The sequence below is a fragment of the Lysinibacillus louembei genome, from assembly GCF_033880585.1.
Lineage (GTDB): Bacteria > Bacillota > Bacilli > Bacillales_A > Planococcaceae > Metasolibacillus > Metasolibacillus louembei.
The window spans coordinates 79,111-93,012 of the sequence record NZ_CP137624.1; the positions used below are offsets into that span (position 1 = coordinate 79,111).

At 40.1% G+C, this 13,902-nt stretch carries 11 protein-coding genes; all 11 read right to left on the reverse strand.

The window, feature by feature from the left end; all coding sequences use genetic code 11:
• Positions 1-15 precede the first annotated feature (15 nt).
• Positions 16-2,613, reverse strand: coding sequence for a VWA domain-containing protein (locus tag R6U77_RS00435; protein ID WP_319836978.1), 2,598 nt, complete (start codon positions 2,611-2,613; stop codon positions 16-18).
• Positions 2,597-4,342, reverse strand: coding sequence for a vWA domain-containing protein (locus R6U77_RS00440; protein ID WP_319836979.1), 1,746 nt, complete (start codon positions 4,340-4,342; stop codon positions 2,597-2,599). The genes R6U77_RS00435 and R6U77_RS00440 overlap by 17 nt, the downstream gene beginning before the upstream one ends.
• A 10-nt stretch (positions 4,343-4,352) precedes the next feature.
• Entirely contained in the window at positions 4,353-5,228 is an 876-nt protein-coding gene (locus tag R6U77_RS00445; RefSeq protein WP_319836980.1) for a DUF58 domain-containing protein, read from the reverse strand.
• Positions 5,225-6,220, reverse strand: coding sequence for an AAA family ATPase (locus R6U77_RS00450; RefSeq protein ID WP_319836981.1), 996 nt, complete (start codon positions 6,218-6,220; stop codon positions 5,225-5,227). Before R6U77_RS00450 ends, R6U77_RS00445 begins: the two co-directional genes overlap by 4 nt.
• 11 nt (positions 6,221-6,231) lie before the next feature.
• Positions 6,232-7,680 carry a hypothetical protein gene (locus R6U77_RS00455; RefSeq protein ID WP_319836982.1) on the reverse strand — a complete coding sequence of 483 codons (1,449 nt, stop codon included), beginning with the start codon at positions 7,678-7,680 and terminating at the stop codon, positions 6,232-6,234.
• Between the two features lie 12 nt (positions 7,681-7,692).
• The gene (locus R6U77_RS00460; protein WP_319836983.1) at positions 7,693-8,538 is read right to left on the reverse strand and encodes an ABC transporter permease; all 846 of its coding nucleotides are present in this window, start codon (positions 8,536-8,538) and stop codon (positions 7,693-7,695) included.
• A complete protein-coding gene (locus R6U77_RS00465; protein ID WP_293922344.1) occupies positions 8,535-9,470 on the reverse strand; it encodes an ABC transporter ATP-binding protein in 936 nt (311 codons plus the stop codon). The genes R6U77_RS00460 and R6U77_RS00465 overlap by 4 nt, the downstream gene beginning before the upstream one ends.
• The gene (locus tag R6U77_RS00470; RefSeq protein WP_319836984.1) at positions 9,470-11,866 is read right to left on the reverse strand and encodes a DUF7408 domain-containing protein; all 2,397 of its coding nucleotides are present in this window, start codon (positions 11,864-11,866) and stop codon (positions 9,470-9,472) included. Before R6U77_RS00470 ends, R6U77_RS00465 begins: the two co-directional genes overlap by 1 nt.
• Before the next feature lie 232 nt (positions 11,867-12,098).
• Positions 12,099-12,986, reverse strand: a complete 888-nt coding sequence (locus tag R6U77_RS00475; RefSeq protein WP_293922340.1) for a transcriptional regulator CcpC — start codon at positions 12,984-12,986, stop codon at positions 12,099-12,101.
• A 68-nt stretch (positions 12,987-13,054) separates the two neighbouring features.
• Positions 13,055-13,498 (reverse strand): cyclic-di-AMP-binding protein CbpB, encoded by a 444-nt coding sequence (gene cbpB / locus R6U77_RS00480; protein ID WP_293922338.1) that lies wholly within the window; start codon positions 13,496-13,498, stop codon positions 13,055-13,057.
• Positions 13,499-13,657: 159 nt separating this feature from the next.
• The gene (locus R6U77_RS00485) at positions 13,658-13,897 is read right to left on the reverse strand and encodes a short-chain dehydrogenase (protein ID WP_319836985.1); all 240 of its coding nucleotides are present in this window, start codon (positions 13,895-13,897) and stop codon (positions 13,658-13,660) included.
• Between the last annotated feature and the right edge of the window lie 5 nt (positions 13,898-13,902).

The following is a 13,902-nucleotide window of genomic DNA, read 5'->3' on the forward strand; positions in this document are numbered from 1 at the left end:
TAACAACCATCCTTTTTATGAGCGTTTTTTCATGCCTTTCAACAGCTGTGCAACATTTGTATCCTCGGCTTGTACCAGTGCTGATTCAACAGCTTTTGCTTCCTTTCTCGGCTTAACAAAGAAGCCCCAGCCAAAGCGGCGTATCGTAATATCGATAAAGAATAGCAGCATCCCTGCTAACATTAGCCAGGCAGCAATATTTTGGCGCTCAGCACCTTTCGTTGTAAAATCACGAAATACTTCAGTAGGCTCTTCCAAAATAGCGCCACCTGTTTGTGCTGTTAGCTCCTCAAGCATACTATTATTGACAGGCTTCAGCTCGTATTCCGTGCTATATGGAACCGTTAAGCCTGCTTGATAAATCGTTTGCTCCTCATCTGCAATACGGAAGAAAATTAGCCCTTGTTCAGTATCTACGGTCGCTCTTACTTGCGATGCAGAAATCATTTCGAGCTGTGTATCCAGCTCCTCTCCCACCTCATTGACAGCGACAATATCTAAAAAGGCTGCTTCATTTGTCGGATCTGTAATCATAAAGGAGCCATCTGCCTCTAAACGAACATCGTAGGCAATATCATTATAGCTTGGCAGCATTTGTGACAGCATCGTTTGCCAAAACATGCCCCAATCCTGCCATCTTGCCCAATCGCCTGTCCATTTACCTGTAGAATCAGATGTGAAGGCAAACGTTTTTCCTAGACCATATTGCCATTGTGCAAGCACTGGGTCCTCTTTTTCACTTTCCGCCACAACAATTGCACCTTGCTTCGCTGTTGTACCAATATAAGCATTCATTTGCGGAACGCCTTGTGCGAACAATGCATCCCAGCCTGCTGCACTATAAATTGTCGGATAAAATGGATTATCCTCAATATAAGTACGTGAAATCATTGCAGTTTCTCGTGATAAGATCGAAGGAATTGTTTGTTCATCAATAACATCATAAAAGCGTCCACTTCCCATTTCACTTAATTGCTGTAGTAATGCTCCATCTGCATCACTACCAATCGCTACTGTAGAAAGCGTAATATTGTTTCCTTTACCTTCCTCAATTAATTCTTCATAATTACCAGGCTGTGACTGACCATCTGTTAATAAAATAATATGCTTACGCTGTAATTGTAAGTCGGCTAAATTTTCATACGCTAATGCTAAGGAACGATAAATTTCTGTGCCGCCACCTGGCGTTACAGATAAAATTGTATCGACCGCCTCATCCTTACTTTGTAAAGGGCCTGTTTCAATAATTTCCCACGGACGATCATCAAAGGCGATAAAGCCTAATGTATCTTCATCACGTAGTAATTCTACTGAGCGTGCAGCTGCCTCTTTAGCAAGCTCTAGCTTGGAACCATACATACTGCCAGAGCGGTCAAGTACAATGACAAGGCCTAATGAAGGAAGCTGTTCTTTTCCCTTAATTTCCATTTCAACAGGTAGCAATGCTTCAATCGGTGTTTTAAAATAACCACCTAAACCAAAGCTATTTTCTCCACCAATCATCGCAAAGCCAACACCGAAATTTTTAACAGCTTGCTCAATAACGAGCATTTTTGCTTCACCGACTAAATGCCCTGGCACATTATCGAAAATAACCGCATTGTATTGCAAGTAGTTAGAAAGGTCATTCGGTAAACTTTCTGGTGCTATCACATCATGAGCAATTGCCTGTTGACCAAGTGCTGCTGCAATAGGAGATGCGATATCATGTCCGTTGACAATTAGTAAGCGTGGCTCACTTTGCACCATCGTAATACTTGTTAGCTTATTATTTTCATAAATCGCATCCTCTCCGACTTGTACGACCGCCTCATATTTCACAAGCCCTTCCGATTTCATGCTATGCTTGTACGTAAAAACATTGGAGCCCTCTGTTAATACAACTGCCTCACGATGAATTAATTGGTCATTTTCATAAAGTAAAAGCTCCCCTTGCCCTTCCTCTGTCGCATAAATTTCTGTAACAAGCTGCTGTTGCTCTCCTGCATAAGCCACTTGCGGCGAAACAAAGCTTTTCAATGATACATCATTTGACACTTTTTGCTGGAATGGTACGACATCAATACTCATCGTAGAGCCTTTAAGCTTTGTTGCAAATTCCAGCACATCACCCTTTGTCTCATTGCCATCTGTTAATAATACAAAGCGCGTTGCCTTTTTTGGATCAACAATGCCTGTTGCAATTTGCAAGCTTTGCTCGATATTCGTTTCACCATTATTTTGTAATGCTGAAAATTTCGGCACTTCTTTTAAATCTGTCGATAAAGTTGCCTCCGTTTGCACAGTGGAAGCAAAGGAATAAATACCTGCTGCTTGATTATCTTTTTTCGATTGCAGGCTTTCGATAATAAAATCAGTTAACTCCTGCTCTGTCGTATTCATTGACGCTGAGCGATCGGCTAAAAAAATCACTTGCTCTTCTTTAATTGGTAGCAAAATATAAGGAGCTGCTAGGGCAAATACAAGACAGCAAACTGCCGCAATGCGAATACATAATACGATAATATGACTCTTTTTTAGACGTTGTCGTTCACGCCAAAATGTCCATATAAAATAAATGAGCAATGGAAGTAATAGCAACAATGCAAGCGGTATATCAATTCGTAAATCCACGACGTCGTTGCACCTCCCATTCTACAACTAACAATAATAAAACAAGCAATACTATCCACGGTACGATGGATGATTTTGATAACTCCTCTTGCTCGTTGTCTGGCAATGCACCAATCGTATAGCTTGTTCCTTCTTCAATTATGCGCTCCTGTGCCTGCAGCTGCACAATAAAGTGCTTCTCCTCATCCGCAGAACGCACAATATAAATATCAGGCTTCATTGGAGCAGTTAAAATACCATTTGTCACAGTCGATAAAAATTCATCTGTCTGTGAATAAACAGACCAATCATTTTGTGCTAATGCGACAACGCGACTCTCATTCGGTGCGAAAATTCCTAATGAGCTTGTAGATTCTAGTAGCTGCTGCTCAGCACTCCACAAAAATAGCGGGAAAGATGGATGCAGAGGCCAATCTGTATCTTCAATATCAGCTAAAACAATAATATCCCCTTCAGGCGATAGCTGAATAAATGGCTCCTCACCAACCGTAGCAATCGTTTTATAATTGTCAAAGCTCTCATATAATGCACCAACATAAACATCCTTTAAATTGCTAAAGGCAAACAATGCATCATTTGTCGTATTTATATGGCCTGCTACTTCAAACTTTTCTACATCATCCCGCCCGAATAAAATGACAGGCTTTTTCATTTCTCCAAGCAATGCTGCTTGATTTGTAACAATAACTGCATCTTTATTATCAGCTAGCTGCGATGCAGGTACCATTTTGACATTTGGCTGTATCGCTTGAAAGCCTTTTTGAATCAATTGATGTAGGCTTTGATCAACAACTAATGCAGCGCTCGTTGTTTGCAGTAATGCGGTTTGTGTATTGTCCACAGTGTAATGATCTTGCGCATCAATTTTGGCAGTGATCGTTTGTGTCACAGGCAGCTCTTTAAAGGTTGTTGTGACGATTTCCTTGGCAGGTAAGGCTACTTTTTCGTTTACTAGCTCCTCATTTTCAGCATCATACAATGTTAATATTGTTTCCTGTGCCTCGTTCGTATCATTGCGAAGCTGCACGAGCGCCATCGCTGTTTGCCCATCTGTCGTTGCAGCAAAGCGTGTAATCGCAATATTTTTTAAATCCTTTGCTGCTCCTTTGACAATCCACTGTACTGTTTCCTTTTCAACTGGCAATTGCATTTTATCAAGTACATCAGTAAAAATGTAAACAGAGGTTGGGACATTTCCAATAAATGCTTGTGCTACATCAAGCGCTTTTGGCATTTGAGCTGTTTCATACGTGACTTGTAGTGCTTGAATTGACTGCTCAATCGCATTGATATTCGTCTCCTGCTGTAAAACTGCTGTTGGTGCATGCCCTGTTACAATCAACGTTATTGGTCTACCATTTAAATCATTGATAAGAGACAGCATTTCCTGTTTATGTAGCTCAAATGTCGCTTGCTCTTTCCCTGCAAGCATTGTTGCTGACGTATCCACGATAAATACAACTTGTGACCCTGCAATTTTAGATTGCTGAATAAATGGATTCATGAGTGCTAACATAAGAAGTAGTAATGCTAACAATTGCAAGTAGAGCAACGTATTTTTTTGCAAATGCTTTAAATAGGGTGATACGCGTGTTTCCTGCATAATTTCTGCCCAAAAGAGCGTTGAGGAAACGGGTTGATCCGTATATTTTTTACGAAAGAAATAATAAAGAAGGACAATAACTGGAAAGATGGCCGTCCAGCTATAAAGTATTTGACTAAAGCCCATACGGCTCACCTCACCTAATCCAATGTGCTTTTAATAATTGATGGAATATAGCATGCTGCAAGCCATCCTCCACCTTTAATTGCAATTTGCGAACGCCAAAGCGATGACAAATTGCATCAAATTGTTGTTCATGTAATAAACGTCTTTCTGTATATGTGTCTAACACTTTTGTTGACATCGTGACATTGACGTCGTTACCTGTCTCGCTATCAAGCAGACGCATATCTCCTGTATAGTTCGGTGCAAGCTCCTCCGCTGTGACAATTTGAATAATGCGGACATCTCCTGCAAAGCGTGGCAATCGCTTTAATAGCTGCTCCCACTCTTCAATAGGCTCTAAACCATCTGTCAATATAAATAGCACCGTGCTATCCTTCGGTAAGGCTCTTAAAGCACCTTGTGCAAAGCCTCCACTATAATTCGCTTGCTCAATCGCTGAAACAATTTGGAGAAAAGCCCGTCTATACGTTGCTCCTTTACGGCGAAACGGTGGCACTAGCTCCTCCTGTAAATAAGAAAATGATAGTCGATCATCACGCCCAAGCACCATTAAACCAAGCGCTGTCGCAATTTGCCTTGCAAAAAGCCATTTTGCCTCTTCTGTCATTGATTTGGTCGTATCAAGCAAAATATGCACACGCATTTCCTGCTCATCTAAAAAGCGTTTAATAAAATATTTATCTGTTCTTGCAAAGACATTCCAATCGACTTGTCGCACATCATCACCTAAATGATATTCACGAAAATCTGAGAAGTCTAGCGATGCTCCGAAGCGCTGTGAACGGTGCGAGCCCTTATGCTGCCCACGTAATTTGGAGGCCGTTGCTACTTGGAAGCGACTGATTTTGACGAGCCAATCCTCAGGCAAAACATATTTATTTGTCACTTGCTAGCACCTTGCTGCACTTTTTCTAAAATAATATCGATAATATCATCTGCTGTTTTACCAGAAGCCTCCCCTTCATAATTCAACAGCATACGATGACGCAGCACAGGCTTAGCAACTGTTTTAATGTCCGCTACGGAAACATGGAAACGCCCATTGATTAAGGCACGTGCCTTTGCGAGCTTAATCAAACTTTGCAAACCACGTGGTCCGCTACCATATAATGCGTATTGCTTTACTTCATCAATCGCATAGTCACCTTCAGGATGTGTTGCAACAATCAATTCTGTCGCATATTCAAGCATTTCATCAGCGACTAACACTTCTTTGACCATTTGCTGTGCTTCAATGAGTTCCCCAGCATTCATTATTTTTTGTAAATCAATCTCTATAGCACCTGTTGTGCGCTTCATAATTTCCATTAGCTCTTGCTTTGTTGGATATGGCACAAGTATTTTACAAAGGAAGCGGTCCATTTGCGCTTCAGGCAATGGATATGTTCCTTCCATTTCAATTGGGTTTTGCGTAGCTAATACGAAAAAGGGTTTCGCCATTTTTTTCGTGTCCCCTAAAATTGTTACGGTTTTCTCTCCCATTGCCTCTAATAAAGCACTTTGCGTTTTTGGTGTTGCACGGTTAATTTCATCGGCTAATACCATTTGGCTAAAAATGGGCCCGGGTTGGAATGTAAATTGCTGCTTGCCATCTGCTGTACGCTCAATCATGCTCGTTCCTGTAATATCTGCTGGCATTAAATCTGGCGTAAATTGAATACGCGAAAACGATAAATCCAACACCTCTGAAATAGTGCGAATTAGCATCGTTTTCCCTAAACCTGGAAGGCCCTCTAACAATGCATGCCCATCTGCTAAAACCGCATATAATGTGTAATCAATCGCTTCCTCCTGTCCAACAATAAAGCGATGAATTTCTTCCTTTACTTGCTGTAACTTTTTGCTCATTTCTGTATATTGCTGTTCCGTAAATGCCATCAAATTTCCTCCTAGCGCGACTCGATTGACGTAAAGTACGATTGTATAACCGATTGCAAATCCTTCGGTAATTGTAAACGCTCCGAGCTCTCTAAATAGCTATCTTTATATGTGCCAACTACTTCTTCATATGGGCGAATATTTCCTTTTAAAACCGGGCCATCCGCTTCTCGCTCCTCAACATGTGTTCCTTCTCCTAATGTCCCTCCATCAGTTGTCGTTTCACTGGAGCCACCGATGCGCTCAGGAACCGTTACTAAATCGCGACTTCCTTGCCCTGTTCCTGCACCTTTGCCGTGTCCTTGACCTGTTCCTTGTCCCTGACCTTGCCCATTACCATTTCCTTGACCCGAACCTTGACCTTGTCCTTGCCCATTGCCTTGTCCTTGTTGGTTTCCTTGACCTTGCTGACCACCCTGCCCTTGTTGACTACCTTGTCCTTGCTGACCTGACTGCCCCGCCTGTCCTTGCTGACCTGCTTGACCTTGTTGCCCCGTTTGCCCCTGTTGACCAGACTGTCCTTGTTGTCCTTGATTGCCGGACTGATTGTTTTGATTTGTACTATTCGCATTGTTGGCGCTAGCAATTGAATTTTGTAAAGATTTACTTAAAGGCTTTCCAAGCTTGCCCATTGTCGTTTGTGTAGCATTCGCATTTTGTGCTAGCTGCTGCTGAGTTTTAGCTAACTCTTTTAGTTGCTCCACTTCCTGCTCTGTTAAACCTTCACCTGTTTCGCTACCATTTTCCTTTGCCGTTTGCTTATCCTTTAGTTGCTGCTCTTTTAATGCGAGCTCCTTCTGCTTTTTCACCATTTCGCGCAATGCTTCCTCAGCTGTTTTCGAATCCTTTAATTTGCTTTGCAATTCCTTTAGCTGCTCTTTTACTTCCTTGGATTCAGCCTTTTTCTCTAGCTGCGCAACTTCCTTTTTTATATCTTGTATAACGGCACGCTCTTTTTCTGCTTCGATTGCCTCCATTTGTGGCTTAGCAGGAAACATATACATAACCGCTAACAAGCACGCAGTGAGTACTAATCCAATAAACGCTTTAGGTCGAAACAAATTTTTTTCGCGCTGTTTAAATGCTGTAAAGACCTGCTCCATATTATGCCATGCCTTTTGTAGCAACGATTGCACTAAAGGCTCCTCGTCATTTTTAAAAGACAGCGCTGTCACAAGCTCATTATGCGCAAAATAGCTATCGAGCTTAAATAAAGCCTCCTGCTCATGTACGCGCTTCCACCATATGACGGCAAGTGTCACAACAAGTCCGACCGCAAAAGCTGCAAGGGCAATTTGGCGATAATAAGGCCAAACGAATAATCTTGAAACAATCATGATGACAGCGCTCGCAAGTAAGCCATAAAAGAAGCCATATTGCGCAAGCGGTATGCTTTTTTCTAATAACAAACTTCTTTTTGCACGTTGAATATAGCTTCGTAATTGCTTACGCTGCTCCATATCCATCCCTCCTTATCGATTGCTCTTCATATTGGCACGTAATTTCTTAATAGCAAGCGTTAAGCAAAGTACAATAATAATGCTATAAAAAATTAAATAGGTTACCCAAACTGGTAGTTTAATTCCTGATAGCTCCGCTAGTCCTCTGCCCATTTCAGGCTCAATTAGCGTCAATATTAATGCACCTGGATTAATCGATGCCCAGAAATAAGCCATAAAGGATTGCGTAGAACCTGTTGCTGCCCCCATCTGGCTAAATGCTAGTGTAATGAAGAAGAAAAACGCCGTAATACCTCCTAAAAATATGATAGAGCCATATGTCGCAATCATTGCCACAATCGTTCTTTTCGTAATCGTTGAAAACATAACACCGATGCTTCCAATCGCTACAACCGTTAGTAAATAAAAGGAAAATATTGATGCAATCTGTGATGGCGATACACCGCCGAATAAAAATACTAAGCTATATAATGGCAAGCCTGCTACGAGCATTAACACAAGAAATGCTAATGATGATAGCAATTTACCAACAATAATTTGCATAGAGCTCTGTGTTGTTGTCAGCAAAATATTTAATGTTTGCTTTTCACGCTCGCTGCTAATTGCTCCAGCTGTTAAGCTTGGCGTAATAAACAGTACAAGTGCCATTTGAATAATTGTTAATACAGCAAACATCATAAAGCTTGTATCGGGTCTAAAAAACCCTTTACCTGTAAAGCCTGTTGTAATTAATAAAAAGCCTGCAATAAAAATCGTTAAAACCGCTAAGTAAAAGATTAAGCCTGAGAAGCTTTTAAAGGAACGGAAACGCAGCTTCAGCTCCTTCACAAATACTGGATTATATAAGCGTTCCATCATTCCGTATCCGCTCCTTTCGTAATTGCCATGAAGACATCCTCTAAATCTTTCTCTTCCTCAATTAAAGCATAGATTGGTAAATCTGCTAAAACAGCTCTTTTTAGCAATGCAACTTGCTCCTCATCTGTCCCACGATAATTAAACTCGATTTCTAGCTTGCTTTCGATTAAATCAATTGAAGATATTTTTGGGTCTTCCTCTAAAAAGGCACGCACTTCCTGCAAGCGCTCTGTCACTTTTATCACAATGCGCTTCTCACCTTGAAGCTGCGCTTGGATTGTCGCAACATTGCCATGTGCAATGAGCTTACCATTATCAATCACACCGATTTCATCACACATTTCCGCTAATTCAGGCAGTATATGTGAGGAAATTAAAATGGTTTTACCCATCGTTTTTAAATTGCGCAAAATATCGCGCATTTCCACTCGTGCACGTGGATCTAACCCTGATGCAGGCTCATCTAAAATCAGCACTTTCGGGTCATGAATCAGTGCCCTCGCTAAGCATAATCGTTGCTTCATCCCACGCGATAATAAATCCACATATTCATAACGCTTACTCATTAAGTTAACAAGCTCCAGTAGCTGTGGAATTAAAATAGCCCGCTCTGCTGCCGCAATACCATAGCTCGCTCCATAAAAATCTAAATATTCATCTACCTTTAATTGATCGTAAACACCGAAAAAATCAGGCATATAGCCAATTTGCTTGCGCACCTCTTTTGGCTCCTTAACAACGCTTTTTCCATTAATAAGCGCATCTCCAGAAGTAGGTGAAAGCAATGTTGCTAAAATCGAAAAGGTTGTAGATTTCCCGGCACCGTTCGCCCCAACAAAACCGAATACTGTTCCTTCAGCTAATGTTAAATTTAATTGATTTAATGCAATAAAGGAGCCATATTTTTTCGTTAAATTTTGAATTTCAATCATTATTTCGCCACTCCTTTCAGCTCAATATTCGGTAATGTTGTGTCAATTCCACCCTGATTTGTCGTAAAGATTGCCTCTAAACGAATTTCACCAAAGTCATTCATATAATCTTCAACATTGCTTGTTAACTGTACTTTATTTTGCTCTAAAGGCTCATAGCTTTCCATTTTATTATTCCAAACGGCTAACTTCATATTAATTGTATCTTTATTGGTAATCGTTATTTCATCAAGCTTCTCAATATGCTCGGTAAAATTAGATGGCAATGAAACGATGATTTCATATGATCCATCAGATAAATACCATTTGTTCATTTGTCGATCATACGGCTCAAAATAACCATTGACTGTTAAAGGGAGCACATCATAGTTTAAATTGCTTTGCTTCATTGTAAACGGTCCAGTTAATTCCACTTTCCCTTCAAATGGCTGTACAAAATAAGAAATCGCTGACATATTTGCTCCTGTTTCCATCTCTACACCTACTAATGCTTGTTCAGCCCATGCGCTAATAATCGGCTGATTATCTTGTGCTGAGACGGAGTCTGTCATTGCTTGTAAACGCTCAATTCGGATTGGATCGATATCTTCTTTTGTTGTTGGGTAAGTATAGTTTGATTGGTTATAATATATCGGCTGTTGCAATGTTGTTAGTTTCACATCTTTTTCAACTGTCATTGTGCCATTTGCTTCAATATCACCTAATTCAACTGTCTTTAAGCCTGATTGTAATGTGACATCCTTTAAATCAAATGGGAAATTATTTTTAATTGTACCTGTTAGCTTTTCATTTTTTAATGTTAAATCAATATCCATCTTGCCAACATCCTGCTTTGCTGTGGCACCCGCAAAAGATTGCACAGACCAGTAGCTTAAATTGCGCAATGTTAGTGTCGTACCATCTGCATGCTCCTTAATATAGGCATGTTCATATAAATTGCTCGCTGCTCCTGTAAATCTACCATAATTGCGTAAGGCCATCGCAGTTGTATTTTTATCTGTGTTAATAATGAAATCTCCACCGCGATTCGTTAAAATGGATTCAATATAATGACCATTTACACTACCATCTTCATTGACTTTATAAATAGCTGATTGCTGTGCCTGTGGCTGCATAATACGCCCTTGTGCCCCTATAATAAACAATGCTATGGAAACAACAATTGAGACGAAAGGAATAACCCACCAAGCATGCTCACGTTTGTCTAGTTTTTTCAACACAAAGTAAAGAATAGGTCCAATAAAAATAATGTAAATAATAATAACGATTAACGTAAAGCCCATCGATACTTCGAATGACGGGAATAATTCATTAAACGAGCGCATGTCGTACATCATTCGTTCCAATGGTGATTGATTGTACATTCCTATACTGTTAGAATTAGAAATTTTTTGGAGATTAAATAGCTTTGCTGTTAACGCTGCATAACCATCCATTGAGGCAAGCGGCTCATCCCCTAGTGAAAAGGCCGATTGAATAATCTCTCCACTACCTACTTTTTTGCTCGCTGCAAGCACATTGTCTCCATCAGCAAATATAGGCAAGCTGCCTTCACTCATCGTCGCTGCATATGCTTGGATAGAGGCTGAAAAATCCCCACCATTGGCTAAAGCTGATAACGCTTCTGCTGGCACCGTTACCATTTCATTTGATAACGTTAATGGCAAATAATCCTTAAAAATGCCAGCTGCTGTATTGATTTGCTCCATTGCACCAACCACAAGCGTACCACCATTTTGTACCCATTTTAGTAATGCATCTTGCTGCTTTTGCGACAAATCTGCAATGGACACTTCATCAAACACTATAATGTTCGCCATAGACAAGCCTAGTGGGTCCTCTGGCAATGTATATTCTTTAATTTGATTTAAGTGGAATACTTCCATTTGACTATTCATTGAATATTGCGATAGCTTGATATATTCACCAAGACGGTCACTGCTGTTTGTAACAGTAAAAATAAACGTCGACATTGGGTCTAAAAAATTTGTTTGTAGACGCTTCGTTCCTTTATATTTTACTTTCTTATCCTTTTCAATTCCGCCTTCAAAGAAGGTGAATATCTCCTCATCTGAGTAGCTGTAATCTGTTAATCCATTTAAATATAATTCAAATGTTTTTTCCTCACCACTCGCAATAGACACTGGAATAACAAGTGCTGTAGCTGCCTCATAGGAATAGGAGGCATTAATCACCATATCCCCGTTAAAATCATCTCCGCTATTTTTAATCGTCACATACAAAGGCGTCGGCTGCATGTGCTTTGCTTTGCCATTAATCCCTGCTTTCGCATTTACTTCTAATGCAGGTGCTGCACTCGCTTGTCCAGCTGGGAAAAACATGCTGACCATGAGCATCATGACTGCTATGTATGCTGCAATCTTTACCTGTTTCAAAAACTCAACCCCTTTTCATTAGTTACTATACATAATTATACGTTTTTTATTGCCGTTAGTTCCCATAATTATGAAATTTTCAGAAATTCTTAAGAAATGCTTCATATTATCTCCAAAAAACAGAATATTAAGATATTTATTTATTAGACGTAATATAAGGCACTTTGTTACATAAAGCACTTTCCGTTTTATGCTAAAAGGCTACCGAGAAAGTAGCACTTTTCGATAGCCTTTATCTATATTCATATAAACATCTCGCGCGGTCTTGAACTAATTCTACAAAGGCGGCTACTTGACGTAGCTCAAAGGAAGATTCATAGCCGATTAACCATGTATCACGTGTTAAGCCTAAGTCGTTTTCTGTGTTCGTTAGCGGGATTTTATTCATATGTTCCGCACCGTTCAATGTAATGGATGGTAAAATCGCATAGCCAATGCCATTCATCACCATTTGCTTACATGTTTCAATTTGGTCTACGACAATTTGATGGCGAGGATTGGAATGAAAATGACGCTGCCACCATTGCTGAATTTCTTGATAATAATTCGAGTCGCTTTTAAATTGAATAAACGGACGATCTGTCGTTTCGATTTCCTGTAAATTTGTAATTTCAGTATCGACAAAATACATCATATCACGGAATAAATGCAGCTTTTTGCCTTTCCAATCTACTTGTCCACGTACAATGCCAACATGGGCTTCTCCCTCATAAAGTGCCTTGACAATTTCAGAGCTCCAGCCTGTCATTAATGAGATTTTCGCATCTGGATATTGCGTCACAAAATCCTTTAGCACTTTCGGCAACCAATTTTGCCCTACAATGGAGGCGCAGGCGATTTTCAATGTACCATGTACCTTTGAGTTCAATGCTTGAATCGTTTCGAAAACTTCTTCACGTTTCGCTATCGAATCAATCGCATATTGAATGACAAGCTCGCCAGCAGGGGTTGGTGCTAAGCCTTTAGGGGAGCGCAAAAACAACTGTATTCCCCAATCTTTTTCGATTGATTGCAGTCGTTGAGATAATGCAGGCTGCGTTAGAAACAAACGCTCTGCTGCCTTGCGCATGTTGCGCTCCTCTGCCAGTATTTTAATAATTTCAGCCTCTGTCGCTGTCATTCACTTCACTCCATTCATCAAAAAGCTGCCAGAAAGTTTCACACTTCCTAACAGCCTCTCGTGTTTGTCTATAGTTCATTTGAATAAATATGTTTTTTCAGCTGCTTTAAAATAACTCGACGTGTCATAATCCCTGCAAACGTACCATCCTCCTCAATAACACAAAGAAATGCATGATTGATGACTAAATCTAACGCCCTACGGAAAGTGTCCGTTATTTTTAAATAGGCAATTTCCTGATCCATTACATCCTCTACCTTAATTGAAGCAAGCCGATCATATTCAATTCGCTCTAATCCTAAAATCTCCTCTGTAATCATCTTTGTACTCAACATGCCTTGTAGACGATACTTTACATCTAATACTGGTACGGACGAATAACCTGTTTTCGTCAAAACTAGCAAGCCATGTTCTGCGCTATTACCACTTTGGACATGTGCAACCTTCTCTGCTGGAATAACTAGCTCAGCTATTGGCATGTCAAGTATAGCTTTGTTGTTTATTGAAATCATGACATCATAACTCCTTTTTGCGTTCTTTCTCCAGAATCGCACCCTTACTACTATCATATCATACTTTATTTCATTATGACTATGCGAAGGGCGGAGAAGTTCCCATGAAAAAACTGTCTGAACGTGGAACATTGCATCCACATTCAGACAGCTCTTTTTCTAATAGCTTGTCGTTGCCCAGTAATAAAAAATAATAATTCCTAAAAACAGGTTCATAATAAAGTACATGACGATAATTGGATTTAACAAAAACGGATGGTCTTTAATTGCTTCATGAATTGGCGTATCTTCCGTAGTTGCTTGTTGCTCCGTTTCTTTTGCTACACGCATCGTCACATAATAGCTCCATGCAAGTAATAAAACGCCTGTAATAATAGCTGGATAAAGCCATATACCCAACAAAA